Origin of the sequence: Leadbetterella sp. DM7 (assembly GCF_040829825.2) — a bacterium.
Classification (GTDB): Bacteria; Bacteroidota; Bacteroidia; order Cytophagales; family Spirosomataceae; genus Leadbetterella.
In genome coordinates this window covers 388,783-414,956 of record NZ_JBFOLH020000001.1, presented here as the reverse complement: position 1 = coordinate 414,956, position 26,174 = coordinate 388,783, and the positions used below count along the sequence as shown (strand labels likewise).

The window sequence follows — 26,174 nt, the reverse complement described above, 5'->3', positions numbered from 1 at the left end:
TATGAAAGCAAATATTGAAAACAGAACTATTAAAGTAACCTTTAGTGAAGATGAAGCCCTTGTATTACTTGAATGGCTACACAACTTCAATGAAAATGAACACCCTGCTTTATTTCAGGATCAAGCAGAACAAAGGGTTTTATGGGATATGCAAGCTGAATTAGAAGAGGTTACTTCTGCCATTTTTGATAGTAATTATCAAGAAATTCTTTCTAAGGCAAGACAGAAAATTCGAGATAAAGAATGACACTGTTCTGAAATGGAAAAGTACTCTTAAAGCAACGTCAGAAGGCCGGGCTGTTTAGCCTGGCCTTTTTCATTATTGTTCAATAATCGACTGTAGATTGTCTTTCATTCTTTTATTGGCCAGTGCTAGATCGATCATTTTAAGCAGTTCCTACTGCTCGTCAGCAGCCAGGGCATCGATCAGCTTTATTTTTTACATCAGGGGCAGGTTGACTTCCTGGTCCAGTTCATCGGACTTAAAGAACGCGGCTATATCCACTTCAAATACCTCAGCCAGTTTTCCAGGGTAGAGATAGAGGGCCGTTTTGGATGCGGCTGTACTGGCTTTGAGGGATGGAGCTGTGTGTGGAGACTTCCTTCTGAGAAAGTTTTTTAAGGTCTCTTAGCTGCCTGAAACAGAAATGAACCACCTTTATTTTTTCACAGGAACGCCGGCCGAATGAAAAGAAGAAAGTATCTTGCAAATGCGGCGCTTAGCAAATGCAGAAAGTTCTTTTAAATGGGCAGTAACTTTGATCCGTGGGGGGTGAGGCTGAATGATACGGGTGTGGTGAACAGCTTCCAGAACCGTTGGGAGTTGCAGGGGAAGGAAAAAGAATCTACCTTTAACCTCAATAGGATAGACTTTGGGGCCAGAGTTTATAACCCGACGATCGGGCGGTTTGACCGGGTGGATCCACTAAGTGAACAAAGATATTCTCTCACACCCTATAATTATAACAGCAATAACCCCGTTAATCGCATTGATCCTACAGGGGCTTTGGATGAACCCTGCTGCGGCGATGATCCCACGAAAGACCAGTTTTTATTTGCGAAACTTGCAGTAACGGCCTTTTATGATGCCAAGCACGCAGTGTATAATACTGCCCTTAGAGTTTTTGGTTCTGATTTAAGAGCAGGCTATAAGGTTGAAAACGGACAGGAAGTTTTTGAAACCTCCTTTACCAGAAAACAAGCTGATAATTCAGCGTCCGGAATAATTAACGAGGTAGTTGCAACGGTAGCTGATGCAGCAATGATTGTTCCCGGAGGTAATACAACAGGAAAAATATTTGCCCAAACCAGTAAATCACAGGGGGCGAGAGCTGTAAAAAATACTTTTGAATCTGCGACTGACCTTGGTTTAAAAGATGGGATGAAAGTTAGTTCAACTAAAGCTTTAGAATTAGGAGAAAGATTTTTGGGAAAAGGTTATAAAGAACCAATTTCTGGTAGTGGTAGATATGTATCCGAAGATGGAACTAGAGTTTTTAGAATGGGGAAAAGTGATATTACAGGAGCGCATGGTGGTGGGCCACACGTGAATTTTGAAACATTAAAACCAAATTCTGCAAAACCAGGGAAAATGATTGTAGATAAAAATTATCATATTTATTTGAAAGATTAGTTCAAAAATGAAGAAAGTAGAAGTTAAAATACCAGAATATAATGCTAACGATGGTTTCCAGTATAAGTGGGAAGATGGTTTTGAGATTGAAGTACAAGAAAGCAATGGAGTTGTGATAATAGTTGCGAATAAGGAAGGGCTTTTATCTTTAGCAAATCACCTTATAAATTTAGCTCAAGATAGTGTTCCCTCTAACACCCATTTGCATTTTGATAGATATAATTCATTGGAAGATAACTCATCTGAATTAATTGTAGAAAAGAAATAGTACCTTTTTAGTAGCATGGCTGAGGTTTGTATTTTAGGAGAAAAATTAATAGGAGAACAACTTAGTTCTGTTGAGTTTGTACAAGACTATTTACAATTACATTTTGATGACAAGTATTTTATAATTTATGTTTGGCCCAAGATAATAATTGACAATAGGAGGTACTCCATTGATCATGATGCATATCGTAATAAATTATGTTCATTAATCGGGTTACTTGTTTCAAAAATAGAACATATTGAAAATGAATCACTGAAGCTCGTATTTGAGAATGAAAAGGGAGAAATAGAAATCAATCTCAACTCTTCTAATCCAGAGATTGTTTCCGAAATAGCAATATTTAGTGACAAATATGACGATATATGGATGATTTTTGATTAAAATGGAGAAATTTAAAGAAGATATATTTACAAAGGAGGCAGGAAAAAAGTTGATTTATGAACCTGTTTCCAGTGATGAGTTATCAGAATTAACCTATCAGTTAGAAAAGAAGTATGGGATAAAGACTAATTCCCGTTTTTTTGTAGAAGCTAGAAAAGTATTAACTTCTGAAGAAGTATTTAGCGTAGAAATTGAGGGGAATGATTTAAGAGGATTTATTTTTGATAAATATCCTAATGAAGAAACTGTTTTTGTAATATGGGATTATCCACAACAGATAGACAAATTTGAACTGAATTTTTAGATATGAAATCAATACAAATACCCCTAATAAAGAAAATCATTAAGAGTTGTTTGTTAAAACTCTTACTAATAGACTTGGTATTGCTGATGTTATTTAGGTATTATCAACCGTTGTGCGAACCTTGTCTTGATGGAGCGGATTGTTCGCCATGTTTATCTAACCAACAATACTTTATTATTTTCTTTGCCGTATTGGTGAATTTATTTATTGGACTGTACTGTGTCTATCGAAATACAAAAAAGAAATAAATATCATTTTATTTATAATCCATAACAATAAAAAAGGCCCGGCAATTCCGGGCTTTTTATTGTGCGTATTCCGGCCAAAGGGGGCCACTGATTCCGGATTGTGGTGAAAAAGCAGCCATAACGGGTTGGTCGCCCTATAATTGAAAGCCGAATAACCTGGTTAGCTTCAAAAATGGATATAACAAAATAACCTTGTTCTATCCTCCCTTCATTAATTACATCAAAAAAGTAATAAAAAAAATGTGCGACTAAATAATTGCATTTATATTTGCAACTGAATGTTTGCATAATGAAAACAAGAAGAGATATTTTTCAGGCAATAGCCGACCCGACAAGACGGGCCATTATCGCACTCGTTGCATTACAGGCAATGACTCCCAATGCCATTGCAGAACATTTCGACACAACACGGCAAGCCATTTCCAAACACCTGCAGATTTTGACTGAATGCGAGTTGGTGAGGCAAAAGCAACAGGGCAGGGAAATTTATTATCAGCTCGTAATTGATAAAATGAAGGAAATTGACAAGTGGCTTAATCAGTTCCGCGAAATTTGGGAAGCACGGTTTAGCCAGCTTGATGAAGTATTGGTATCATTAAAAACAAGAAAAAATGAACAGTAATTTAAAATTTGACTTTGTAGTAAACAAAGAGAACAACACGATCGTTGTAAAACGTGAATTTGCAGCAGACCTTGCATTGGTTTGGGAAGCGTGGACAAATCCCGAAATCCTTGACCAATGGTGGGCCCCCAAACCTTGCATAGCAGAAACCAAAACAATGGATTTTCGTGAAGGCGGTTTTTGGTTGTATGCAATGATCATTCCCGAAAATCAAAAGCACTGGGGCAGGCAGGATTTTGAAAAAATTGCGTTGCATGAATATTTTTCAGGCACCGATGTTTTTTGTGATGAGAATGGATTTGTCAATCCTGAACTTCCGAAAGGCAGATTTGAAAATGTGTTTAGCGAAGCCGGCGGAAAAACGCTTGTTACCATTATTTCAACGCACAACAGCTTTGAAGATATTGAAGAGATGATAAAAATGGGCTTTAAAGAAGGATTTACAATGGCACTGGAAAATCTTGACGAAGTATTATTAACCCTGAAGAACAATGGAAAATGAGATAGTAAATAAAAAGCATACATAGGGACTGTTATTGCAGGATTATGATGTTGAGAGTTAGCAGATAATCAAAGTTACCCCGAAAGAGCACGTTAAAAAAATAAGAAAGGTTGGGGGGGCTCTGTTTTACACTACCGCTGCTGTACGGTCTCGTAAATGGCTTTACCCAACGAGAATTCATCATTGCTGTCGTTTCGTACCTCCCAGATCATCACACCTCCCAGCCCGCGCTCCAGGGCCAGCCGGGTTTTCAGCCGGATGGTAGGAATGCCGTTGTAGAAAGCGCCTTTCCAGTAGTCGTCGTACGGGCTGGCTCCGTCTTTCAGGAGATCTTTGTATGACGGGCCGTAATTGCCCATGCCTCTTTTCGAGTAGTAGGGCAACCCGAGTACGGCTTTGTGAGCAGGCAGCCCCCGCTCATTGAGCCAGTAATCCAGTGATTTCAGGGCCAGCGAGTAGGGAGAATGGGCCCTGACGTAATCGGGGCCGTAATCGTCGTCATAGGCCATAAGATTGAGCCAGTCCATTTTGTCAAAGGCCTCTTTTTTGATGCCGTACCCCTTTTTCCCGTAAGAAATAACCGCTGCGGTCAGCTGCTTGTTCTGCTTGTGGAGGGCATCGGCCAGGTCATTGACCAGCAGCACGTACTGATCAGCAGAGGGCGAGTCTTCGTCGGGATATTCCCAGTCGAGGTCTACCCCGTCAAAGCCGAATTCACTGACCATTTTCAGGGTGCTTTCCAGGAAAGCCCGGCGGCCCTGCGCCGTTTCGGCCATTTTGTGAAAGCGGGTATCGTCTCCGCCGGCATCGCCTATTCCCCAGCCGCCTATCGAAAGAAATATTTGTTTGTTATGCGCATGAACCCGGCTGATCACTTCCCGTGCATGTTCGGGGTTACGCAGGGGTAGCAGGGTGTCTCCGGTTTTGGCCGGTATGGCAAACGAATAGTTGATATGGGTATAGTATTGGAGAGGAATAGGGTCTTTGGAGGGCATGTAATAGCCGATGATCCTGAAATCCTGGGCCTGGCAACAGGCTGAAATAAACAACAGGACAGTCAATAGTGTTTTCATAGGTACAAAGGAATTCCCGGCAGGAAGGTCAGGGGTTTGCGCCGGATCTTAAAACCGCTCACGAAGTTCTTTTTCTATTTTCTGAGCCATGGGCACCAGCACATGATCTTCAATGATGGCATGCTTGCGGAGGTCCATTTCAAAAAGCTCTACCTGGTTCAGAAAAACTTTAAAGGGAAGCGGGATGCTCTCGTACGCCGAGTAATCGTGTATAATGGTAGATACGTGCCTGAGCTCATCTTCCACGGCATCGTGATCATCAATAAACTGGTCAATAGAGGTGTTGTTGAGCAGCTTTTGCACCTCTTCGCGGCTGAGGTCACCCGTATAGGCATTATAGAGCTTTTTCAGGTAGGGGAAAAAATCTCTTTCCTCCATCCGGATGTGCTCCAGGAAATGGGTTTTGTAATGGTTGAAGAACAAGACCAGCGCATCCAGGACCTGCGGTGTATCGTAGTACCGGCGCTGGATGTGCGCCATAGACTGCTCGATTTCCGGAAGTGTTTTGGAGATATACAGCTTATGCGAGGCCTGAAGGTAGTACATCACCTGCATCATAGAGAATTTCCGGAGCTTTTCAACAGGAAGCTCCGACTCGTCATTGCTGTAGAATTCGAGGATGAGCTCCATCAGCTCCGACTCAAAATTCAGAGGTTCGTTTTCAATCAGATCCAGTCTTTCAGTGACCATCTGATAGATTTTTGACGATTCAATGAGAGATTGCACCGTTTCGGATTGTGTCATAACTGCTTCGCTTTTATCTCAAAGTTAGGGTATTTGAAATAAAAAAACAATGATAACAATCAGTTTTCCGGTAGGGGTATTTTTTCGTATGGAGGAGGACCGGATTATTTTTTGTCCTCCTCTTTGTACATAAAAATAACCGGTTTTTTTACTTTTTCTTTCAGCAGGGCTGCTTCCAGCACTTCTTCCACGTAGTTGACGTAATGAAAAGTAAGGCCCCTGGTGTATTCTGCTCCTATCTCTTCCACGTCTTTCCGGTTCTTGTAGCACATCACGATTTCTTTGATGTTGGCCCGTTTGGCCGCAAGAATTTTCTCTTTGATCCCGCCTACCGGAAGCACTTTTCCACGCAGCGTGATCTCTCCGGTCATGGCCAGGTTGTTCTTTACTTTCCGTTGCGTAAAGATCGAGGCCATGGAAGTAAGCATGGTGATCCCGGCCGAGGGCCCGTCTTTCGGTACGGCGCCCTGGGGTACGTGAATATGCAGGTCGTAGTTGGAGAATACGCGGTAGTCGATCCCGAGGTCTTCTGCATGCGCCTTAAGGTACGAAAGAGCGGTCATGGCCGATTCTTTCATGACATCCCCCAGCTGCCCGGAAAGCGTGAGCTGTCCTTTGCCCCGGCTTACGTTCGATTCAATAAAGAGAATATCGCCGCCCACGGGTGTCCAGGCCAGGCCGGTGACCACACCGGCAAACTCATTTCCTTCGTATAAATCTTTGTCAAAAACGGGGTTTCCCAAAAGTGTTTCTATGTCAGCGGGCGTCAGGCTGGTATTGTACGGCTCATTCAGGGCTACCGACTTCGCAATTTTCCGTACCACGCTGCCGATCTTTTGTTCGAGGCTTCTGACACCCGATTCACGGGTGTAGCCCTCTATGATCCTGACAAGAGCTGCATTGTTCAGTTTCAGGTCGGAAGACTTCAGGCCGTGGAGCTCCAGTTGTTTGGGAAGCAGGTGGCGTTTGGCTATTTCCAGCTTTTCTTCAACGGTATAACCGCTCAGCTCAATGATCTCCATCCTGTCACGAAGGGCCGGCTGAATAGTGTCGAGCGAGTTGGCCGTAGCAATAAACATCACTTTCGAAAGATCGTACTCCACCTCCAGGTAATTGTCTTTAAACGCGCTGTTCTGCTCGGGGTCCAGTACTTCGAGCAGGGCGCTCGACGGATCCCCCCGGAGATCGCGGGAAATTTTATCGATCTCGTCAAGCACAAAAACGGGGTTGCCCGAGCCGGCTTTCTGGATATTCTGGATGATTTTTCCCGGCATGGCGCCGATATACGTTTTGCGGTGACCGCGGATCTCCGCCTCATCGTGAAGGCCGCCCAGGGCCATCCGCACGTATTTGCGGCCCAGCGCTTTGGCAATGGATTTCCCCAGCGAGGTTTTTCCCACCCCCGGAGGGCCGTAAAGGCAGAGCAACGGCGCTTTCATGTCGTTGCGAAGCTTCAGCACGGCCAGGTATTCCAGTATCCTTTCTTTTACTTTGGTAAGACCGAAGTGGTCGCTGTCGAGAATTCTTTTGGCGCGGCTCAGGGAGAAATTGTCTTTGCTGTACTCATTCCAGGGCAGGTCGGCCAGCAATTCCGCATAGCTTAGCGCTATACCGTATTCCGGCGACATGGAGTTGGTACGCATGATCTTGTTCAGCTCCCGGTTGAAATGCTCATTGGTATCGGCCGGCCATTTCTTCTTGGCGCCCCTGGCACGCAGCTTCTCCACTTCCTGGTCGGGAGAGTCCATGCCCAGCTCTTCCTGCAATACCTTGATCTGTTGCCGCAGGTAGTATTCGCGTTGCTGCTGGTCAATATCAAAAGAGGCCTTGCTCTGGATGTCTTTCTTGATCTCCAGCACTTCTATTTCCTTGTGCATATGTTCCAGCAGTCGGGTAGCATGCTCGTAGCCGTCAAGGGTTTCGAGAAGCACCTGCTTGTCTGATAATGCCACGTTCAGGTTGGAAGAAAGGAAGTGCGTAAGAAACACCAGCGAATCAATGTTATTGATGGCTATCTGGGCATCTTTCGGGATCTCGGGGTTCAGGTTGGTGAGGTTCACCGCGGCTTCCTTCAGGCTTTGGGTAAGCGCTTTGGTCTCTTTTTTCTTGGGGTTGGGGAAATTATCGGGAAGATACTCCACCCGCGCCCGCAGATGCGGCTCTTCCTGGATATATTCTTCTACCCTGAACCGCCGGCGTCCCTGGAGAATGATGGTGACGTTTCCGTCAGGCAGAACGAGCATTTTCAGAATATTGGCAATGGTACCCACCTTATAGAGGTCTTCACCTGCCGGTTCTTCACTGGTTTGTTTGATCTGGGAGAGAATACCCAGGGTCTTGTCGCCTTTATAGGCCTTTTTTACGAGTTTAATGCCTTTGGTACGGGTCACCGTAACCGGGATAACAATACCCGGGAAAAGAACGGTGTTCCGTAAAGGGAGTATGGAGAGAATGGCCGGGAGATTTTTTTCATCGTTAATCACCTCTTCCGGTGAGCTGATCTCGATCATTTCCACACTTTCTATATTTTTACCGGATAACCCGGCCTGATCAAAGTCTAGCATTGGCTTCTTTTTTGGTTTTTGTCCTGTTGGCACATTAAATGGTAAGCACTGTGCGGTATATATAACGGTCAAACCCTATGCCATGGATAAATATAATGGCAAAATGGCAGTTTTTTAAAACCTTACGGGCAGATTTTTTTTCAGCAGGTAGCTTTTTAAATCGGGTATGGCAATTTCTTTAAAATGAAAGATACTGGCTGCCAGTGCGGCATCGGCATGCCCGGTTGTAAACACGTCATAGAAATGCTCCATAGTGCCTGCACCGCCGGAAGCGATCACCGGGATGCTCACGCTTTGGGAGATGCGGGAGGTGATTTCAAGGGCAAAGCCGTTTTTGGTGCCGTCGGCATCCATAGAGGTCAGGAGGATCTCACCGGCGCCCAGCTCATTTACCCGTTGGGCCCACGCTACGGTTTCCAGTTCAGTGGCTTTCCGGCCGCCGTGGGTATGTACCCGGTGCTGCCCGTAAGTATACCGGGTGTCAATGGCTACCACAATGCACTGGCTGCCGAATTCCTGCGACAGCCCGGCCACCAGCTCCGGGTTCCTGACAGCAGAGGAGTTAACCGAGATCTTGTCGGCTCCGGCCTGGAGCAGGTCCGATACATCGGCCACGCTGCCAATACCGCCGCCTACCGTAAAAGGAATGTTTATGGCATGCGCCACGCGGTCAACCAGGTGCAGCAGGGTCTTCCGGTTTTCAACCGTGGCGGTAATGTCGAGAAATACCAGCTCATCGGCCCCTTCGCCGGCGTAGATCCGGGCCAGCTCTACGGGGTCGCCGGCATCTTTCAGGTTAACAAAGTTGGTTCCTTTTACGGTTCGCCCGTCTTTGATGTCCAGGCAGGGGATAATTCGTTTAGTCAGCATAAAATTGTTCTATTTCTTTGAGGGAAATCCTGTTTTCGTAGAGGGCTTTTCCTACAATCACGCCGTAAATATTCAGGGCATCCAGGGCCCGGATGTCGCTCATTTGGCTTATCCCTCCACTGGCAATAACGGATAGTCCGGGAAATTTTTCGCCCATTTCCCGATAAAGATCAGTGGCAGGTCCCTGCAGCAGGCCGTCTTTGGATACGTCAGTGCTGATGGTGTATTTAATACCTTTCGATACATATCCTTCCAGGAATTCAAAGAGGGAAATTCCGCTGTCTTCCTGCCATCCGGAAACCGCGATGGTGCCGTTGCGGGCATCTGCCCCCAGGATGATCCTGTCGTTGCCGAACTTCTCCAGCCAGCCAAGGAAAACCCCGGGCGCCTTCACGGCTATGCTGCCGCCGGTTACCTGGGTTGCGCCTGATTCAAAAGCCACTTTCAGGTCTTCGTCTGACTGCAGGCCGCCGCCGAAATCAATTTTCAGCCGGGTCCGGCCGGCAATGCTTTCCAGTACCTTATAGTTGACGATGTGTTTTTCCCTGGCGCCGTCAAGGTCTACCAGGTGCAGGCGCTGAATGCCGGCATCCTGGAAGCTGAGCGCTACTTCCAGCGGATTCTCGTTATAAATCTTTTTCCGGGCGTAATCGCCCTGCGTCAGCCTGACGCACTTTCCGTCAATGATGTCAATGGCCGGGATAATCTGGATCATGAGGTGGTTTTGTGAAAACGACTTTACGAAAAAACAAAAAAACAGATTTACAGCTTCAAAAAATTCTTAAAGATCTGCTCGCCCACGGCGCCGCTGATTTCGGAGTGAAACTGGCAGGCGAAAAAATTATCTTTCTGAAGAATAGCCGAATACGGGTGAATGTAGTCGGTTTCGGCTACCGTGTACGGGCTTAACGGGGCGTAATAGCCATGGTTGTAATACACAAAGGCACCTTCTTTAAGACCGTCGCACAGAGGGGTACGGTACCCGGAAATCTGGTTCCAGCCTGTCTGCGGGATCTTCTCGCCCGCAGCGGGCACAAAGCGCTTTACGTCCAGGTCAAAGATGCCCAGGCAGGTTGTATCACTCTCTTCCGAATAGCGGCAGAGCAGCTGCATGCCCACGCAGGTGCCCAGAAAAGGCTGCGTGAGGGTAGGGATAAGGCGGTCAAGCGCTTTTTGCCGGAGGCTTTTCATGGCCGTTCCGGCTTCTCCTACTCCCGGAAAAATAATTCGTTTCGCTCCGGCCAGCTCTTCGGGGTCATCGGTAAGCACACTGTTCACGCCCAGCCTTTCGAGGGCAATCATGACCGAGCGGATATTACCTGCGTTGTATTTGATAATTGCTACTTCGGGAACCTTCATGGGTATTTATGTGAGCAAAAATAAAACCCGACAAAAAGCCGGGTATATTTTGATGCTAAATTTGTCAGGAAAAAATCTTTAAAATATTAAAATCAATTAATATTTGATGCTAAGATAGGAGTTTTTAGCCGGGAAATCAAGATTTTTCTGGTGTTTTTGGCGGGAAGCAGTAAACCGGTACGGCGGGAGCGGTCAATCAGGAGGCAGCATGCCTTTGCGGGTTTAGCGATAGCCATATCCCGGGAGCGGAAAGCGAGTTAATTTAGCTGCGTGTTAGGTATTTGAACAATAAATCAATATGTTTGTGCCTGCATTTTCACGAAAAACTTACGTATGCAGGCTCTTATGCCCATTACCATTGATGCCATTCAAGCTCCCATTGTGGAGGAAATGAAGAGTTTTGAGAAGAAGTTCCGGAAATCCATGAAAACCCATGTTATGCTTCTTGATCAGATCATGAAGTATATTATTCACCGGAAAGGAAAGCAGATCAGGCCTATGTTTGTATTCCTCACGGCGGGGGCGCTGGGCGGGATCCGGGAATCTACTTACCGGGGAGCAGCCCTGATTGAGCTGCTTCATACAGCTACGCTGGTACATGATGACGTAGTGGACGAGGCCAATTACCGGCGGGGCTTTTTTTCTGTCAATGCCTTGTGGAAGAATAAGATCGCCGTTCTGGTGGGCGACTACCTGCTGGCCAAAGGGCTGCTGCTGAGCGTGGAGAATGAAGACTTTGAGCTGTTGAAAATTGTATCCACAGCCGTGCGGGAAATGAGTGAAGGCGAGCTTCTGCAGATTGAAAAAGCCAGGAAGCTTGATATTACCGAAGAAGTATATTACGAAGTGATCCGGCAGAAGACGGCCACCCTGATTGCTGCCTGCTGCGCGGTGGGTGCGGCTTCGGCAGAACGGGACAAGGCCGATGTAGAAAAGGCCCGTATGCTGGGCGAGAAGATCGGTATGGCCTTCCAGATCAAAGATGATCTTTTTGATTTCGGTACAGACGAGATCGGTAAGCCTACCGGCATTGACATCAAGGAGAAGAAGATGACCCTGCCCCTGATTTTTGCCTTAAATAAAGCAACCTGGAGTACCAAGAGGCATATCATCAACCTGATCAAAAACCATTCGAACAAGCCCGAAAAGGTAGCGGAGGTCATTGAATTCGTGAAACAGTCGGGCGGGATGGAATATGCTACGCAGGTGATGCAAAGGTATGTGGATGAGGCCTTTGAGATTATGGACGGGTTTCCGGAAAGCCGGTATAAGACTTCGTTAAGGGGCCTGGTTCAATTTACCATAGACCGGAAGAAGTGAGTTTCTGTCTGGTTTACTGATGACTTGTTTTAACCACCCAGCTAAGAAGCTTCTCATACGCAGCGTGCGTTTTCTCAAAGCAGAAACCGGAAATCACCTGGTTCATAGCTGCCCGGATCTCTTCATTTGCGGGGTTTCCGATGCTCCCGAGTAAGGTATGGTTCAGGTTGCGCAAAGGCACATAGCTTCCGTTTTCGATCTCGTTGCCCACAGTGCGGTAAGCGTCTCTGAAGGGCATGCCTTCCACTACTTTCCGGTTTACATTTTCCACGCTGAAAAGCAGGTCAAATTTCGGGTCTTCCAGGAGGTCAGGTTTAACACGCAGACGACTGATCATAAATTCGGCAATTTCGAGGCATTCCGCGAACTCGTCGAGTGCCGGGAGCAGCACCTCTTTAATGATCTGGAACTCGCGGTGATAACCGGAGGGCAGGTTAGATTGTACAAAGGCAATTTCAGTGGCCAGGCCTTTCAGACGGTTGGTTTTACCGCGCAGGATCTCCGCTACATCCGGGTTTTTTTTGTGGGGCATGATGCTTGAGCCCGTGGTCATTTCTTCCGGCAGGAGCAGGAAGCTGAAATTCTGGCTGTTGTACAGGCAGACGTCCATGGCCAGGCGCGACAGCGTGCCGGCAAACAGCCCGAGAGCCTGCGCCAGGGCAAATTCCACCTTGCCCCGGGTCATCTGGGCATACACTACGTTATAGTTCAGGTCATCAAAGCCCAGGAGCTCGGTGGTATATCTTCTGTCGAGCGGGAAGCCCGATCCGTAACCGGCTCCCGAACCCAGGGGGTTTTTATTGATAATGCGATAAACGCCCTGCAAAACGGTCAGGTCATCGACCAGGCTTTCCGCATAAGCGCCAAACCAGAGCCCGAAAGAAGAAGGCATGGCGATCTGCAGGTGGGTATAGCCCGGCAGGAGGTCGGCTTTGTGTTCTTCGCTGCGCTGCTGAAGCGTGTCAAAAAGTTTTGAAACCCGGGTAACGATGGTCTCCACCCGGTCTCTGAAGTACATTTTCAGGTCTACGAGCACCTGGTCGTTACGGGATCGCCCGCTGTGAATCTTTTTGCCGGTGTCGCCTATGCGCCGGGTGAGCATGAATTCGATCTGCGAATGCACATCTTCTATTCCTTCTTCTATCTCAAAGCGGCCGGTTTCTATTTCTTCCCGGAAAATGCGCGTACATTCTTCAAGAATCTGCTTCAGCTCGCCGCTTTCCAGCAGACCTGCCTTTTCCAGCATAATGGAATGGGCTATGGAGCCGAGAAGATCAAAGGGGGCCAGCAAAACATCCAGTTCCCTGTCTTTTCCTACTGTAAAAGATTCAATCAGCCGGTTGGTCGGTTGCGATCCGTCTTTCTGCCAAAGTTTCAAAATGCTCGTATTTTTTCGGCAAATATCGGTAAAAAATAGGCGCAGAAGGAAGAAGTTTCCCGAAATATAGGCGGAAGGGCTTCGCGGTTGCGGCAGGAAGCGTTTCGGCGGACAGATTTGCGCCGCGAGGCATGATTTTTGCTGTAAATTTATTTTTTTGAGAATATTTGATATCCTGTAAATGAGGTTGGTCGTCCCCCTGCTTATTTTCTTCTTAGTGTGCGGGAAACCGGCATGGGCACAGGGTACGGCAAAAACCCTGAAGCGGGCTGAAGATCTTCGTAAAAACCTGTCGTATGCCGGGGCCATTGAAGCCTATGAAAGCCTGTTGAAGCGGCCCGGAGACCTGAATGACCGCGATTTGCTGAGAGCCCGGCTGGGGCTGGCCGAAGCCTATTATTTTACCAGGGATAACGGGAACGCCGAGCGGGTATACCACGATGCCCTGCAGTCGCTACCGGTTTTGAAGGGCGATGACCTCAATGCCTACAAACGGTTTGCCCAGGTACTGGCTGCCGTAGGAAAATACCAGGACTCCCGTTTTTTCTGGGAGAAATACCTTGAATTTAATGAAAGTGATAAGCGGAGCCGGCAATTTGCCCGGCTGTATGCCCGCCCTGAGCCGCTGCTGCGGAACCAGGAAAGCTATAAGGTAGAGTATATCGGCCTGAATTCGGGTTTCCCGGAGTTCAGTCCCGTATATTATAAAGACGGGCTGGTGTTTGTGTCGGGCAGAACACAGAACAGGAGCATCAAACGGGTGTTCAGCTGGGACAATTCCAATTTCCTGGACCTTTATTATGTGGAAGATGAGAAGCTTCTGCACAAGGAAGAACCTTCAGGGGCCGTTCTCGGGGTAGGCGGGAGCAATACCAGCGCGTACGGAACGGCAGGCGGCCGGGATGCGCTGGGAAAAGACTACTACACCCCGCCTACATCTAATGACGCCGTTACCATAGGCCACACCGGGAGTGAAATGATATCGGGATCAAAAGGATACAGGGAGGCTCCTACGGTACCGTCGGTCGGGTTTTCCAAAAAGATCAACAGCAAGTATCACGAAGGCCCCTGTGTGTTTTACGATAAGGGCAACAAGATTATTTTTACCCGGAACGCCCCACCCGCCAACAGCACCCTGTGGAGCAAGATCAAAGGGGAAGAAATTACCCGGCTGAAGCTTTTTTCTGCTGAAAGAAAAGGGAAAGACTGGACGAATATCCAGCCGCTTCCGTTTAACAGCGATGCGTACTCCTGCGGCCACCCGGCGATCAGTGAAGACGGGCGCCTGCTGTTTTTTGTGTCGGATATGCCCGGTGGTTTCGGGGGAACCGATATTTATTACGTCGTATTTGCCCACGGCCGGTGGGGTGTCCCCGTCAATGCGGGGCCCAGGATCAATTCGGCCGGAGATGAGCTGTTCCCGTTTCTTGACCGGGCAGGCAACCTGTACTACTCTTCTGACGGTCTGCCCGGCCTGGGCTCACTCGATCTCTTTGTTGCCCGGATAGACCCGGTCACGCACGCGGTCGTTTCTCCTGTCAGGAACCTGGGCGCACCTTTGAACTCGCAATATGACGATTTCGGAATTCTAACCGACAACGAGCGGCGCACCGGCTATTTCAGCAGCAACCGCAAAAGAGGCGGGAGTGACGATGATATTTACCGGTTTACACGTACCGGGCCGCTGTACGGTTGTCGCGACCTGGTGGTGCTGGTGCGTGATGCAGGTGATAACCGGGTACTGGAGAATGTACAATTCCGGTATGAAACCGGCGGTTCAGAAGCCCGTGCCACCACGGGCAAACAGGGCATGGCCGCTTTGTGCCTGGAGGCTGATCAGCAGTTTATGTTCGGTTTTGAGCAGGAGGGCTACGAAAGCCGGTCGGTAGCCTATTCCAATTCCCTGTCGTCTGACTTTGAGCCCGACACCCTGGTGGTGGCCTTGAAGAAGGCAGCTGCCGTGCTGCCCGGAAAAGATAGTGTAACCGTCAGCCGTAAAGAAGGACGCCTGATCAATAAATGGACGGTGGGGCATACCACCTCGTTCCGGGCCGTGGTGACCGACGGTAACGGTACCCCGCTGCCCGGCGTAAGGGTGAGGTGGATCAGCCGATGCGACGGCCGGGTAGAGGAAATGATGACCCGGAGCGACGGTACCGTAGAATTTACCCGTGACCTGGAATGCGATTACGACCTGGTATCAGTAAAGGACGGGTATGCTGTGAGCCGCGACCTCATAGAGAAAGTGGTAAGAAAAACTTTTTTTGGTAAAAAGATCACCCGCCCCGTAAGTGCAAGCCTTTTTAACAGTAAGCTATATAAGGTAGGTGATGTAATACGGCTGGAAAATATTTACTACGCTGCCGATGACTATAAGCTGAACCAGGCGGCCCGCAGCGAGCTGACGCGCCTGGCAGAGGTCATGAAGAAATACCCTGATATGGTCATTGAAGTGAAATCCCATACCGACTCGCGCGGGAGCGCGCTGGCCAACCAGCTCTTATCAGACCGGAGGGCAAAAGAAGTACGGAATTTCCTGGCCCGTTTTATTGACAAAGACAGGATCAGGGCAATGGGAATGGGAGAAACCGAGCCGCTGAATAAATGCGGTGACGGGGTGCAGTGTACCGAGAGCGAGCATGCCCGGAACCGCCGTACGGAATTCCGGGTGCTGCGGATGGAAAAGATTTAACCGGTACAGGCAGATAAAAAATCAACGATCACCTTGGGCTTGGCCAGCTTTTCGGCTTCTTCTGCCGTAAACCAGGCGCCTTCCAGCGGGATGTCCCGGCCGGGAACGGTACAGGTGGTAAAATATATGGTCAGCTTCCTGTGCGAAAGGAGGTGCGTCACCGGGGCGGAGGTACAGGCCGGGTCGGCGCCCAGGCGCTGAAGCAGGCCGGGAAGCTCTTCCGGGGAAACTTCGGGAAAGTCAAACAGGTTTTTCCAGATGTCAGCACCGGTTCGCTGCTTCATGAAGAAGCTCCCCCCGTGTTCCGGAACCAGGTAATGGAGGCTGCGTTCCAGGACTTTGGTTTTTTTGGATTTATACGGAATACGCAGGAAATCTTTCTGCGGGAAAGAGAGGCACTCCGCCTGCACGGGGCAGATATCGCACTTCGGATTTTTGGGTGTACAGAGCATGGCTCCGAATTCCATGATGGCCTGGTTATAAAGATCGGGTTCTACAGTAGCAATGAGCCCGGCAGAGATCTCCCGGATCTCCTGCAGAGTGGCAGGCATATCCACCGGTTTATCGATACGGTATAACCGGGCAATCACCCGGATCGCATTTCCGTCAATGGCCGGAACGCTTTCTTTGAACGCAAAAGAAGCAATGGCGGCAGCGGTATACTGCCCGATCCCCTTAAGCCGGGTAAGGGCATCGAAAGAACCGGGAAAGCGGCCGGCCTGCTCATAGGCAATATGGCGGGCAGTGGCGTGCAGGTTACGTCCCCTTGAATAATAGCCCAGCCCCTGCCAGAGCCTCAGAACCTCCTCTTCGGCAGCGTCAGCGAGGTCGGTCACGGTAGGGTATTTCCGGGTGAATTTTTCGTAGTAGGGCAGCCCCTGGGCAACACGGGTTTGCTGAAGTATAATTTCAGAAAGCCAAATAAAATATGGATTTTGTGTATTTCGCCATGGTAAAGTTCGCTTGTTCTTCAGATACCACGATATAATTTTATTTTGAATCATTCCCAGGGTGCAGGCAGTTCTTTCGGAAAAGGTTGCTTAACTGCTTTATAATTAAATATTTATTTTAAAAAAGATGATAAATATTGTGCTTATTAAGGCCAATAAATTATCTTTGCAGTCTTATACTAATCAGACGGTAAAAATAATCGTATTTTTTTTAACTTTTAAATAATTTTAATCGTGACGAAAGCAGAGGTAATTTCAATTATTTCGGAAAAGACGGGAGTAGATAAAGCTGCCACTTCAGCGACGATAGAGGCGTTTTTCGAAACAGTAAAAGAACAATTATCGGGAGGCGAGGCTATTTATGTAAGAGGATTCGGTAGTTTTGTCAATAAAAAGAGAGCGGAGAAAAAAGCGCGTAACATCTCTAAGAAAACTACGGTTACGGTACCTGCTCATTTTATCCCAAGCTTCAAACCATCCAAAGAGTTTGTGGAAGAAGTTAAAAAGAATGTGAAAATTTAATGATGAAAAACGGCCTTAATCCCAGATTACATTTTCTGATCCTTTCAGGTGTGGCACTTGTGTGCTTTGCTTTTTTGATCAGCAGACCTAAAACGGTAGTAAAAGATGAGGTTAAGGCCGTTTCTTCCGATACCCCCGAAGTAAATAAAGGGGATACCCACACCATGAACCCTGAGGCCGGCCGCATGGCCGCCGGGATCAGGCAAAAATATGCTACAGACGCGAACCCTCTGAACGCTTACCGGGAATTGGGTGAAATGTTCTACAAAGCGTCTGTTTTTGACAGCTCTGCCTACTATTTTGAGCAGATCGCTATCGGGAATCCCGGTGTGGAAAACTGGCTCCGCTCGGGTGACGCCTACCTCCAGGCATTTACGCTGACGCTGAATGCCGCCAGGGCAGAAGAGCTGGCCGATAAAACCCGGGAGTCCTATGCCCAGGCCCTGAAGCTTGACCCGTCTAACCTGCACGCCCGGACCAATACGGCGCTTACCTACGTAAATTCGTCGAACCCCATGCGGGCCATCACCATCCTGCGGGAGGTGCTGGAACAGCAGCCCAACTACCTGCCGGCTATTATCAGCCTGGGCAAACTCTCCATGCAGTCAGGACAGTACGATAAGGCGGCAGAGCGCTTTAAAGAAGTATTGCGCATTGACAATAAAAACATGGACGGCAAGATCGGGCTGGCGTACAGTTATATCGAGTTAGGAAAAACAGCAGACGCCAAAACTCTGTTAAATGAGCTGCTGGATGAAGATATTGACCCGGTTGTAAAAGATGAAGTAAGAAAAACTTTGAATAATTTAAAATAAATTATTACTTTTGCAGTCCCAAAAAGATTTCAGATATTTAAAATAATAAGATTATGCCTTGCGGAAAGAAAAGAAAAAGACATAAGATGGCTACTCACAAAAGAAAGAAGCGTCTGAGAAAGAACCGTCATAAGAAGAAATAATCAGCTATATACTACGTAGTCAGTAGGAGGTAAGCGGTTTCTGTACCGCTTACTTTTTTTATTAAAATTTTGAATACTGGTATCGTTTTATTCAAGATAGTAGTATCTTTACTTTGTTAGTCCCTGTTCCTTTCTCAGAACTTGAGTAACGAGATATACATATCCGCCACCCCTAAGGGAGACCGTATTGCTTTAGTCCGTAATAAGCGGCTCATTGAGTACCACATTGATGAGACCGAACATCATTTTGCGGTAGGTGATATTTATTTTGGTACGGTTAAAAAGGTAGTTTCCGGCAATAACGCGGCATTTATTGATATAGGCCATGAAAAGGATGCTTTTCTGCATTACCATGACCTGAGCCCGAATATTCTTTCGCTGATCCGTTTCACGAAAGATGTGATTGCCAAACGCCCGGTAAGCCCCCGCCTGAAAGGGTTCAAGCCTGAGCCCCAGATTGAAAAGCAGGGAAAGATCAGTGATGTTCTGAGCAAGAATATGCCTATCCTGGCCCAGGTGGTAAAAGAGCCTATCTCTTCCAAAGGGCCACGGCTTTCGTGCGATATTTCCATAGCCGGCCGGTACATTGTGCTGGTTCCGTTCAGCAATTCCATTAACATCTCGAAGAAAATCACCAGCAAGCAGGAGCGGCAGCGCCTGCATAAGCTGATGTCTTCCGTGAAACCCGAGAACTTCGGGGTGATTGTGCGCACAGTGGCTGAGAATATGGATGTGGAAGATCTGCGGCGCGACCTGGAGCATTGCATTGAGAAGTGGGAAAACGGCGTAAAGGCGCTGAAGAATGCCATGCCGCGTGACCGCGTGGTTTCGGAAATGGACAGGGCCGCTTCTATCCTGAGAGACATGCTGAACGATGACTTCGATTCGATCGTGGTAGATACCCGCGAGTCGTACGATAAGATCAAAAGCCTGCTGCACTCTATTGCTCCCCAGAAAGAAAAGATTCTTAAGCTCCACCAGGGGAAATCAAAAATATTTGAGCACTACGGTATAGAAAAGCAGCTCAAGTCGCTGTTCGGAAGAACGGTTACGCTGCCCGGCGGCGGTTACCTGGTCATTGAACATACCGAGGCTTTGCACGTTATTGATGTCAACAGCGGGAACAAAGCCAGCTCCGAGCCGAACCAGGAGGCCACCGCGCTGAATGTGAATAAGGAAGCCGCAGTGGAAATTGCCCGCCAGCTCCGTTTACGCGATATGGGCGGGATTGTGGTGGTAGACTTCATTGACATGAAGAAAGTGGAGAACAAGAAAGAGGTGCACGAGGTTCTCCGCGAAGAGATGAAAGGCGACCGCTCCAAGTACACCATTCTGCCTATCTCCAAATTCGGCCTTTCCCAGATCACGCGTCAGCGGGTAAGACCCGAGATCAGCGTGGATACCCGCGAAACCTGCCCTACCTGTGGCGGTACGGGAACTATCCAGGCCAGCATTTCGGTAACTGACCAGATCGAAAATCACCTGGAGCACCTGCTGCTGAAGCAGAACGAGCCGAAGGTGAGCATCATGGTGCATCCGTTTGTTTACGCTTATTACAAAGAAGGTCTCATCTCACGGCAGATGCGTTGGTTCTTCAAATACAAAAGGTGGATTAACCTGATCAAAGATTCTACGCTGGGGCTTATGGAATACCATTTCCTGGATAAAAACGGGGAAGAATTTGAGCTGCACAGCTGATCACCATTTTTCGTATTCAAATTTCCAGTAATGTATAATTTTTGCCCCGTCATACCGGACGCGCCTGGTGATCAGGCGCCCTTCATAGGTCATTTCCCGGAGGTCATCTACCTGCCCGTTATAGTCAATGGAAGTATATCTGATGTTGTTGCCCAGGGCATCGTATTCGTATAATTTTTCCGTGCTTAATCCGCCGATCCATTTGTCTTTTATCAGCCGGCCGGCCTCATCGTAGGTATATTCTGCATTGTCGATCTCTTCGCCCCTGTAATCTATCCATTTCGACCGGATATGGTGATTTTTGGCGTCATAGGTTTTGAGTTCCCGTTCTCCGGAGTCGGAGTCATTGGAGAGAATAAGCACTTCGGTATTATTGCCCTGCCGGTTGTATTTGTGCTGGTATTCGTAAAAATATTTACCGTCGCGGTAGCGGGTCCTGGAAAGGAGCTTCCCGTCAGGCCGGTACCGGTATTTTTCAAAAGGCTCGCATTTCCCGCCGGGATAGCAGGCCTGGAAGCTGATCAGGTTGTTCTGGCCGTCGTAAATGTATTTGATATTAAGAAACTCGTTGCCTTGGCCGTAAGTGGTGTATACCGCACGGGCCAGGCGGGCGGTATTGTATTCATACCGGTTGGTTTCGGCCAGGGTATCACCGGCAAACGTTTCTTTTAAGATCAGGCAGCCCGTACTGTCGTAATGAGAGATGATTTCGGGTTTGCAGTTCTGCCCGTTGGCGTCACAGGCCAGCTGGGTACGGGTTTTGATGGCATAGCTTTTCATCAGGGTATCGGCACCAATGGGTGCCTGGGCGAAAGCAATCGTAGTAATCAGGAGGAAAGCAAGTGTTTTTATTACCATACAGACTTGTTTTTGTGCAAAAATACGTATTTTGGTTAAAGTATCTGCTGTTTTTTAATACCGAGATATTCGTTAATGACCTGAACGCCCAGCTTTTCAGGCGGGCTCAGAACCGTACGGATACCGGCCTTCCGCAGCTCACGCGCCAGCAGGCGGCTTTTGTGCATTTTATCAAAGCTTACCGCTTTTTCATAAATGGCTGTGATATCAGCTGCTTCGGCTTCTACCAGCTCACGGGCCTGTGAATCTTCAAAGAAAACCACTACCAGCAGGTGGTGCCGGGCCATATCTTTTATATAACGAAAATTACGCTTCAAAGCGTTTTCCGAATCAAAATTAGTAAACAGGATAATGAGGCTCCGGCGCCGGATATGGGCCCGGACAAACTTGTAAAGGTGCTCGAAATCAGATTCCAGGAAGCCCGTTTCCAGCTTATAAAGAAACTCGTTGATCCTGCCGAATTGCCGCCAGTCTTTTGCGGGCGGGAGAAACTCGTTCTTCTCATGGGCAAAGGCCAGAATACCTGCTTTGTCGTGGGTGGCAATAATGGTTTTTGAGAGAGCCACGGCGGCATTGATGGCGTAGTCGAGCAGGGTATGGTGGTGGAAGGGCATTTTCATGGTTCTGCCCATGTCTATGGCACAATAAATATCCTGGCTGCGCTCATCCCGGTAGCGATTGAGCATGAGCTGGCCGCGCCGGGCCGTGGCTTTCCAGTTGATATGCCGGTGGTCATCGCCGGTGGCGTATTCTCTGATCTGCTCAAATTCCAGGCTCTGCCCGATTTTCCGGATGTCGTTTGGCGAAGATTTATGGCCCTGTGTGCTCAGCTGCAGGTGGGCAAATTGCATAAATGAAGGATAGCAGGGAGCAGATTGCCCGGTATCGAATTCTTCTTTCCGGGCCAGCAGCCCCCCGAATTGCGGCCGGGTAAGCAGCACCGCCGATCCCCAGGTGTATTCACCGCGTAAATGGGGTGTAACAGCATAAGCCGTTTTCAGGGTTTCACCGGGAGCCAGCCGGTAGTTTCTTTCGAAATCAAACGTCTGAAGCTGGTACGGCAGGTTTTCAATAAGCTTTACCCGCAGCTTCAGGGAGTTGGGGTTGCTGAATTCCACCCCTATCAGGTTGGGATCGCCGTTGCTGAGCTTTTGCGGGGTCCGGCGGGTGAACTCAACGGGCGATCCCACAATAAACAGGAGAAAAATATCCCGTATAATGAGGATCACCACCGTTATCAGTACCCCGAAACCCAGCCGGTAGGAAATATCATACAACAGCCCGAACATAAACAGCACGGCCGCCAGCCCGATGAGGTAAAAGGTGATGGATGTCAGATAAACCCGTTTCAGCATTACCGGGGAATTTCAATGCCTGACAGCAGGCTGTTCAGTACTTCTTCTTCGGTAATGCCCTCCATCTCGGCTTCCGGCGTGAGCACAATCCGGTGCGATAGCACGGGCATGGCTACTGCTTTTATATCTTCGGGCAGCACAAAGTCGCGCCCGGAAATGGCTGCCATGGCCTTGGCCGCATGCATAAGCGCCAGCGATGCCCTGGGCGATGCGCCCAGCTCGATCATTTTATGATTGCGCGTGGCATGGATAAGGTCGGCAATGAATTTCAGAAGATGATCTTCAAGCAGCACCCGGTGCACCAGGTTTCGTAATTCTACCAGCCTTTGGGTAGATATCACCGGGTTGACGGTAGCGGAGAGGTCGGTCTGGAGGTGGGTGTTGAAACGGCGCAAGAGGTCCAGCTCTTCTTCGCGGCCGGGGTACCCTACCTGTATTTTCATCAGGAAGCGGTCGAGCTGAGCTTCCGGCAGGCGGTAGGTGCCTTCCTGCTCCACCGGGTTTTGGGTAGCAATCACCACAAAGGGATCCGGCATAAAATAGGTGTGACCGTCTATGGTCACCTGGCGTTCTTCCATGAGCTCAAAAAGGGCTGCCTGGGTCTTGGCCGGTGAACGGTTGATCTCATCAATAAGAATGAGATTGCAGAAAACCGGGCCGGCTTTGTATTCAAATTCCAGTGTTTTGGGGTTAAATACAGAGGTGCCCAGGATGTCGGACGGCATGAGGTCAGGGGTGAACTGCAGCCGCTTGAAAGAGCCGTTAACGGTTTTGGAAAGCAGCTTGGCCGTGAGTGTTTTGGCTACACCCGGCACCCCCTCCAACAGGGCATGGCCGTGGCAGAGAAGGCAGATCAACAGGAAGTCGAGGTTTTGCTCCTGGCCTATAATCACTTTTCCTACTTCAGCTTTGATCTGGCTGACGGCCTCGTTCAGCTCTGTAAGCTCCAGTCGGTTATTGAACAACGGTTCTGTCATTTGTATATAAATTTATAAACAAGTCTGTAAAATTCAGTCAATGTCTTATCAGAAACTTTTTCCTGCAGCCGGGGCAGGAGTTCGGCCAGCCGGGTGATATCTTCCGGCGGCTTGCCGGTTTTCCGGCTGATGGCACCGGCGTTTTCCGGGGTCAGGTCGTGAGCCGGTATTTTGTAGGCATTAAGAAGGTGATCCTGCAGCTGCAGGCGGATCTTCTGTGCAATGGCGGCATTATCTTTGTTCTCGCGGTACAGGCCGGCAATGGCTTTGGTGAACTCAAGCGAGGTGTTTTCTGTGTCAGGCAGCTGCTCAGCGGGCTGACGGAGCCGGCGGGCGTAATTGAAAACAAAGAGCAGGGTTCCCGCCAGAAAGGTAAACACGGCCCATTGCAGCGGCGGATGCCTCCTGACCATTTCCACAAAGAAGCTTTTGCCTTCGGGAGGGTTGCTCTTCTGGCGGGCTTTCCGGTCGGCCGCACTTTTCAGGCCGGGGTAATAGTTATCCCAGATCAGGGTAGCGCCGCTGAGGTTCAGTTCTTCCATTATCCTGTCGAGATAGGTGGAATTGTTCTTGTGCAGGAGAAAATAATTGGAAAAAGCCATGGGCTGGTTCTGGAGCCAGATGGTTCCTTTGCCGTAGCTTATCCGGATAAGTGCCGGGAATCTCCGTCCGTCAGAAGCTACGATCCGCGCCGGATGCGATGAAGACAGGAGCAGGCCGGGCCCGGCCGCAGAACCGGGATAAGCCCAGCTTTCCCCGGTATTCCATACAATCTTCAGCGAGTCATCGGTGGCCTTAAGGGGTTTTATGAGCGACTGTCCCTGGATGTTCAGGGTTTTCAGGAAATGAGGGGCTATGTCGAAGCTGCTCAGTAAAAGGGTATTTCCCTGCGACACAAACTGCAGGATCTTGTTTTTTTCGTTTACGTCAGGCAGGAAGTACGGGCTGCAGACCACGTAGGTTTTACCGGTACCGGAGAAACGTTTCCCTCCCGGTATACGGGTGTTGGTGGCCAGGCGGGTATTCTTTTTCAGCGTAAGAAAAAAGAAGCGGGTATCGTAGGGCCGGAATGTTTTCGGGCTGTAGCTGATGGTTCTGTCAAAGGATTTCGGACGGGAAACCCGGGTAATGAGAAAGATGCCCGCTACCAGCCCGATGCCGCACAGGAGGTATGCCCACTTATTCATACGGAAGCATTTTGTTAAAGTGGATAACCAGCGACCGGTAGCTGTCTTCGTGGAGGGGGTATTCTCCGTACCAGACAAAGTTGTAATAACGGGTGGCCAGTTGAAAGTCAGGGCCCCATTTATGATGTCTTATTTCTTCGGCATATTGCCGGTTGGTTTTATTCTTTTCATAGCGGATGAGGCCCTGCCTGGAAAACTCCTGCAGCAGGCGGAGATAATGATAACGCAGGGCCAGGCGGTAGTCGTTCCGGGTTTCGGCTGCCTGTATAAGAGCGGTGAAATCGGTTTGGTGGAGGGCATCGGCGGTTTCAATGGCCGGGCTGTCCGGGGCTTTCGTTTTTTCCTTTTTTTGTTTTTTCTTTCCGGGATTTGAAAAGGTATAAAAAGCATAGCCCAGCGCACCCAGTATGAGGGCGCCGACGAGGCCGCCGAGCACAGCCGTGATTTTGTTAAGCATGCGGGAGTCGGGCGTTCTCTTTTGGGTGGCCGCCCCTTCATTTGTATCCTTGTTTTGGTCTGACCGGGCAAAGCTGCTGTCGGCATACCAGAGGTCACGCCGGCTGTTTTTAAGCTTTTGGGCGTCTTCTGAGGGGCGCTGTGCGAAAGAAGCGGCGCCCGATACGATCAGCAGGAAGAGAAAAAGCTGTTTCACCATAACGTATTCTGATACAGGCCATCGGGCACGGAGCGGGCTACGCGGCGGCTATAAATAAAAAAGTACCAGATAAGGATCATCCAGCTCAGTACAAAAACCAGGAGAAGCAGGGCGGTCAGCAGTGCATTGCCGGATGTAAGGCCGTCGCTTCCGTAGCGGGTAATGTAGCTTTCTATAAATGCGGCGATGAGAGTAAACGGAACTGTGCCCAGGTAGATGCGTACCGACTGGTTCAGTCCTTTACGGAAGGCCTGCCGGCGGGTTAGTGTACCGGGAAACAGGGCGCTGAGCCCCAGGATCATGCCGGCCATGCATTCCAGCACCAGACCCATGAGCTCCAGTGTGCCGTGCAGGCCGATCACCACCAATGCGTTGAAACCCAGGTCTGCCCGGAAAAAGAGATGAAAGAAGCTGCCCACCATAATGGCATTTTTGAAGGTATGGTAAACCGATCCTATGCCCATAAATATCCCGGAAATGAACACCAGCAATCCTACAAACAGGTTGTTGGCCAATATGCTGAAGAACATCTGCATGGGGTTTTCCGTATTGTAAACACCGAACGGTTCTCCACTGGCAATGTTTTCTTCTGTCATGGCAATGTACTCGCTGCCCATGACCGATTCCACGAATTCAGGTTCCAGGCTGGCGCATACCGCTCCCAGGGTACAGAAGGCCAGGAAAAGGGCGGAAGCCAGCCATAGGGTTTTCCTGTTTTTACCCAGGATCAGCGGAAAGGTGGTTCTCCAGAACTCAAGCAGGGGCTGCTTTTTTTTAGCCCGGTAAACCGACCGGTACGTGCTTATGGCCAGGTGGTTCAGGTAGCTGTTGATTTTGCTGTGGGGATACCGGGTTTGCGCATACGAGAGGTCGCTGATGATCTCCACAAAATCAGATGCCGTTTCGTCGGGATCTTTCTTTTCAAAATCCTCAATTTCTTCCCATTTGGATCGGTTACGGTCTATAAATGTGCTTTCTCTCACAAGAGTTATGGTATTCTTTGATCCAAGACTTTTCCAAAGATATAAAAATACCTTTAGTTTTGCAGCATAGCAT

Annotated in this window: 27 protein-coding genes; 12 read left to right on the top strand and 15 right to left on the bottom strand. The window is 48.8% G+C overall.

Annotated elements, in window-relative coordinates:
• Position 1 precedes the first annotated feature (1 nt).
• Positions 2-247 carry a hypothetical protein gene (locus AB2U10_RS01770; protein WP_367914434.1) on the top strand — a complete coding sequence of 82 codons (246 nt, stop codon included), beginning with the start codon at positions 2-4 and terminating at the stop codon, positions 245-247.
• 268 nt (positions 248-515) lie between these two features.
• Here the strand turns inward: AB2U10_RS01770 and AB2U10_RS01765 are convergent, their stop codons facing one another.
• Positions 516-656, bottom strand: coding sequence for a helix-turn-helix domain-containing protein (locus AB2U10_RS01765; protein ID WP_367914574.1), 141 nt, complete (start codon positions 654-656; stop codon positions 516-518).
• A gap of 89 nt (positions 657-745) precedes the next feature.
• Here AB2U10_RS01765 and AB2U10_RS01760 point away from each other — a divergent pair, with 89 nt between their 5' ends.
• The 6 genes from AB2U10_RS01760 (at position 746) to AB2U10_RS01735 (ending at position 3,958) form a co-directional block, all read left to right on the top strand.
• Positions 746-1,633, top strand: coding sequence for an RHS repeat-associated core domain-containing protein (locus tag AB2U10_RS01760; RefSeq protein ID WP_367914435.1), 888 nt, complete (start codon positions 746-748; stop codon positions 1,631-1,633).
• Between the two features lie 7 nt (positions 1,634-1,640).
• Positions 1,641-1,901: an Imm32 family immunity protein gene (locus AB2U10_RS01755; protein ID WP_367914436.1), complete on the top strand. Its 261-nt coding sequence runs from the start codon at positions 1,641-1,643 to the stop codon at positions 1,899-1,901.
• Positions 1,902-1,916: 15 nt separating this feature from the next.
• Complete coding sequence (locus AB2U10_RS01750) at positions 1,917-2,282, top strand: hypothetical protein (RefSeq protein ID WP_367914437.1); 366 nt, start codon at positions 1,917-1,919, stop codon at positions 2,280-2,282.
• A 1-nt stretch (position 2,283) separates the two neighbouring features.
• Positions 2,284-2,586: a hypothetical protein gene (locus AB2U10_RS01745; RefSeq protein WP_367914438.1), complete on the top strand. Its 303-nt coding sequence runs from the start codon at positions 2,284-2,286 to the stop codon at positions 2,584-2,586.
• Between the two features lie 537 nt (positions 2,587-3,123).
• Complete coding sequence (locus AB2U10_RS01740; RefSeq protein WP_367914439.1) at positions 3,124-3,456, top strand: ArsR/SmtB family transcription factor; 333 nt, start codon at positions 3,124-3,126, stop codon at positions 3,454-3,456.
• The gene (locus tag AB2U10_RS01735) at positions 3,446-3,958 is read left to right on the top strand and encodes an SRPBCC family protein (protein ID WP_367914440.1); all 513 of its coding nucleotides are present in this window, start codon (positions 3,446-3,448) and stop codon (positions 3,956-3,958) included. Before AB2U10_RS01740 ends, AB2U10_RS01735 begins: the two co-directional genes overlap by 11 nt.
• 131 nt (positions 3,959-4,089) lie before the next feature.
• On the opposite strand, the gene AB2U10_RS01730 is transcribed toward AB2U10_RS01735, so the two are convergent.
• From AB2U10_RS01730 to hisH, 6 genes are all read right to left on the bottom strand, one after another.
• Complete coding sequence (locus AB2U10_RS01730) at positions 4,090-5,031, bottom strand: glycosyl hydrolase family 18 protein (RefSeq protein WP_367914441.1); 942 nt, start codon at positions 5,029-5,031, stop codon at positions 4,090-4,092.
• Between the two features lie 48 nt (positions 5,032-5,079).
• Positions 5,080-5,775: a hemerythrin domain-containing protein gene (locus AB2U10_RS01725; protein ID WP_493820078.1), complete on the bottom strand. Its 696-nt coding sequence runs from the start codon at positions 5,773-5,775 to the stop codon at positions 5,080-5,082.
• Between the two features lie 104 nt (positions 5,776-5,879).
• Positions 5,880-8,339, bottom strand: coding sequence for an endopeptidase La (lon, locus tag AB2U10_RS01720; protein ID WP_367914443.1), 2,460 nt, complete (start codon positions 8,337-8,339; stop codon positions 5,880-5,882).
• Positions 8,340-8,453: 114 nt separating this feature from the next.
• Complete coding sequence (gene hisF, locus AB2U10_RS01715; protein WP_367914444.1) at positions 8,454-9,209, bottom strand: imidazole glycerol phosphate synthase subunit HisF; 756 nt, start codon at positions 9,207-9,209, stop codon at positions 8,454-8,456.
• Complete coding sequence (hisA, locus tag AB2U10_RS01710) at positions 9,199-9,924, bottom strand: 1-(5-phosphoribosyl)-5-[(5-phosphoribosylamino)methylideneamino]imidazole-4-carboxamide isomerase (RefSeq protein ID WP_367914445.1); 726 nt, start codon at positions 9,922-9,924, stop codon at positions 9,199-9,201. The genes hisF and hisA overlap by 11 nt, the downstream gene beginning before the upstream one ends.
• Before the next feature lie 47 nt (positions 9,925-9,971).
• Positions 9,972-10,568, bottom strand: a complete 597-nt coding sequence (gene hisH, locus AB2U10_RS01705) for an imidazole glycerol phosphate synthase subunit HisH (RefSeq protein WP_367914446.1) — start codon at positions 10,566-10,568, stop codon at positions 9,972-9,974.
• A gap of 345 nt (positions 10,569-10,913) precedes the next feature.
• Between hisH and AB2U10_RS01700 the strand changes: the two genes are divergently transcribed.
• On the top strand, positions 10,914-11,888 hold the full coding sequence (locus AB2U10_RS01700; RefSeq protein WP_367914575.1) for a polyprenyl synthetase family protein: 975 nt from the start codon (positions 10,914-10,916) through the stop codon (positions 11,886-11,888).
• Positions 11,889-11,901: 13 nt separating this feature from the next.
• Here AB2U10_RS01700 and argH read toward each other — a convergent pair whose 3' ends face one another.
• On the bottom strand, positions 11,902-13,266 hold the full coding sequence (gene argH, locus AB2U10_RS01695; protein WP_367914447.1) for an argininosuccinate lyase: 1,365 nt from the start codon (positions 13,264-13,266) through the stop codon (positions 11,902-11,904).
• 181 nt (positions 13,267-13,447) lie between these two features.
• Between argH and AB2U10_RS01690 the strand changes: the two genes are divergently transcribed.
• Entirely contained in the window at positions 13,448-15,958 is a 2,511-nt protein-coding gene (locus tag AB2U10_RS01690) for an OmpA family protein (RefSeq protein ID WP_367914448.1), read from the top strand.
• On the opposite strand, the gene mutY is transcribed toward AB2U10_RS01690, so the two are convergent.
• Positions 15,955-16,962 (bottom strand): A/G-specific adenine glycosylase, encoded by a 1,008-nt coding sequence (gene mutY, locus AB2U10_RS01685; RefSeq protein ID WP_367914449.1) that lies wholly within the window; start codon positions 16,960-16,962, stop codon positions 15,955-15,957. The genes AB2U10_RS01690 and mutY overlap by 4 nt on opposite strands.
• 180 nt (positions 16,963-17,142) lie before the next feature.
• Between mutY and AB2U10_RS01680 the strand changes: the two genes are divergently transcribed.
• From AB2U10_RS01680 to AB2U10_RS01670, 3 genes are all read left to right on the top strand, one after another.
• Positions 17,143-17,430, top strand: coding sequence for an HU family DNA-binding protein (locus tag AB2U10_RS01680; RefSeq protein ID WP_367914450.1), 288 nt, complete (start codon positions 17,143-17,145; stop codon positions 17,428-17,430).
• Between the two features lie 74 nt (positions 17,431-17,504).
• Complete coding sequence (locus AB2U10_RS01675) at positions 17,505-18,245, top strand: tetratricopeptide repeat protein (protein WP_367914451.1); 741 nt, start codon at positions 17,505-17,507, stop codon at positions 18,243-18,245.
• Positions 18,246-18,529: 284 nt separating this feature from the next.
• Positions 18,530-20,086 carry an Rne/Rng family ribonuclease gene (locus tag AB2U10_RS01670; RefSeq protein WP_367914452.1) on the top strand — a complete coding sequence of 519 codons (1,557 nt, stop codon included), beginning with the start codon at positions 18,530-18,532 and terminating at the stop codon, positions 20,084-20,086.
• Here the strand turns inward: AB2U10_RS01670 and AB2U10_RS01665 are convergent, their stop codons facing one another.
• The 6 genes from AB2U10_RS01665 to AB2U10_RS01640 are packed head-to-tail and all read right to left on the bottom strand — an operon-like array spanning position 20,087 to position 26,101.
• Positions 20,087-20,944, bottom strand: coding sequence for a hypothetical protein (locus AB2U10_RS01665; RefSeq protein WP_367914453.1), 858 nt, complete (start codon positions 20,942-20,944; stop codon positions 20,087-20,089).
• Between the two features lie 35 nt (positions 20,945-20,979).
• The gene (locus AB2U10_RS01660; RefSeq protein ID WP_367914454.1) at positions 20,980-22,299 is read right to left on the bottom strand and encodes a DUF58 domain-containing protein; all 1,320 of its coding nucleotides are present in this window, start codon (positions 22,297-22,299) and stop codon (positions 20,980-20,982) included.
• Positions 22,299-23,276 carry an AAA family ATPase gene (locus AB2U10_RS01655; protein ID WP_367914455.1) on the bottom strand — a complete coding sequence of 326 codons (978 nt, stop codon included), beginning with the start codon at positions 23,274-23,276 and terminating at the stop codon, positions 22,299-22,301. Before AB2U10_RS01655 ends, AB2U10_RS01660 begins: the two co-directional genes overlap by 1 nt.
• Positions 23,273-24,463, bottom strand: a complete 1,191-nt coding sequence (locus AB2U10_RS01650) for a DUF4350 domain-containing protein (protein ID WP_367914456.1) — start codon at positions 24,461-24,463, stop codon at positions 23,273-23,275. The genes AB2U10_RS01655 and AB2U10_RS01650 overlap by 4 nt, the downstream gene beginning before the upstream one ends.
• Positions 24,456-25,118, bottom strand: a complete 663-nt coding sequence (locus AB2U10_RS01645) for a DUF4129 domain-containing protein (protein ID WP_367914457.1) — start codon at positions 25,116-25,118, stop codon at positions 24,456-24,458. The genes AB2U10_RS01650 and AB2U10_RS01645 overlap by 8 nt, the downstream gene beginning before the upstream one ends.
• Positions 25,112-26,101, bottom strand: a complete 990-nt coding sequence (locus AB2U10_RS01640; RefSeq protein WP_367914458.1) for a stage II sporulation protein M — start codon at positions 26,099-26,101, stop codon at positions 25,112-25,114. The genes AB2U10_RS01645 and AB2U10_RS01640 overlap by 7 nt, the downstream gene beginning before the upstream one ends.
• Positions 26,102-26,174 lie beyond the last annotated feature (73 nt).

Excerpts from the sequence above, each read along its gene's own strand:
- AB2U10_RS01770 (WP_367914434.1), top strand. The coding sequence starts at position 2 with ATGAAAGCAAATATTGAAAACAGAACTATTAAAGTAACCTTTAGTGAA.
- AB2U10_RS01760 (WP_367914435.1), top strand. The coding sequence starts at position 746 with ATGGGCAGTAACTTTGATCCGTGGGGGGTGAGGCTGAATGATACGGGT.
- AB2U10_RS01755 (WP_367914436.1), top strand. The coding sequence starts at position 1,641 with ATGAAGAAAGTAGAAGTTAAAATACCAGAATATAATGCTAACGATGGT.
- AB2U10_RS01750 (WP_367914437.1), top strand. The coding sequence starts at position 1,917 with ATGGCTGAGGTTTGTATTTTAGGAGAAAAATTAATAGGAGAACAACTT.
- AB2U10_RS01745 (WP_367914438.1), top strand. The coding sequence starts at position 2,284 with ATGGAGAAATTTAAAGAAGATATATTTACAAAGGAGGCAGGAAAAAAG.
- AB2U10_RS01740 (WP_367914439.1), top strand. The coding sequence starts at position 3,124 with ATGAAAACAAGAAGAGATATTTTTCAGGCAATAGCCGACCCGACAAGA.
- AB2U10_RS01735 (WP_367914440.1), top strand. The coding sequence starts at position 3,446 with ATGAACAGTAATTTAAAATTTGACTTTGTAGTAAACAAAGAGAACAAC.
- AB2U10_RS01730 (WP_367914441.1), bottom strand. The coding sequence starts at position 5,031 with ATGAAAACACTATTGACTGTCCTGTTGTTTATTTCAGCCTGTTGCCAG.
- AB2U10_RS01725 (WP_493820078.1), bottom strand. The coding sequence starts at position 5,775 with ATGACACAATCCGAAACGGTGCAATCTCTCATTGAATCGTCAAAAATC.
- lon (WP_367914443.1), bottom strand. The coding sequence starts at position 8,339 with ATGCTAGACTTTGATCAGGCCGGGTTATCCGGTAAAAATATAGAAAGT.
- hisF (WP_367914444.1), bottom strand. The coding sequence starts at position 9,209 with ATGCTGACTAAACGAATTATCCCCTGCCTGGACATCAAAGACGGGCGA.
- hisA (WP_367914445.1), bottom strand. The coding sequence starts at position 9,924 with ATGATCCAGATTATCCCGGCCATTGACATCATTGACGGAAAGTGCGTC.
- hisH (WP_367914446.1), bottom strand. The coding sequence starts at position 10,568 with ATGAAGGTTCCCGAAGTAGCAATTATCAAATACAACGCAGGTAATATC.
- AB2U10_RS01700 (WP_367914575.1), top strand. The coding sequence starts at position 10,914 with ATGCCCATTACCATTGATGCCATTCAAGCTCCCATTGTGGAGGAAATG.
- AB2U10_RS01690 (WP_367914448.1), top strand. The coding sequence starts at position 13,448 with ATGAGGTTGGTCGTCCCCCTGCTTATTTTCTTCTTAGTGTGCGGGAAA.
- mutY (WP_367914449.1), bottom strand. The coding sequence starts at position 16,962 with ATGATTCAAAATAAAATTATATCGTGGTATCTGAAGAACAAGCGAACT.
- AB2U10_RS01665 (WP_367914453.1), bottom strand. The coding sequence starts at position 20,944 with ATGGTAATAAAAACACTTGCTTTCCTCCTGATTACTACGATTGCTTTC.
- AB2U10_RS01660 (WP_367914454.1), bottom strand. The coding sequence starts at position 22,299 with ATGCTGAAACGGGTTTATCTGACATCCATCACCTTTTACCTCATCGGG.
- AB2U10_RS01655 (WP_367914455.1), bottom strand. The coding sequence starts at position 23,276 with ATGACAGAACCGTTGTTCAATAACCGACTGGAGCTTACAGAGCTGAAC.
- AB2U10_RS01650 (WP_367914456.1), bottom strand. The coding sequence starts at position 24,463 with ATGAATAAGTGGGCATACCTCCTGTGCGGCATCGGGCTGGTAGCGGGC.
- AB2U10_RS01645 (WP_367914457.1), bottom strand. The coding sequence starts at position 25,118 with ATGGTGAAACAGCTTTTTCTCTTCCTGCTGATCGTATCGGGCGCCGCT.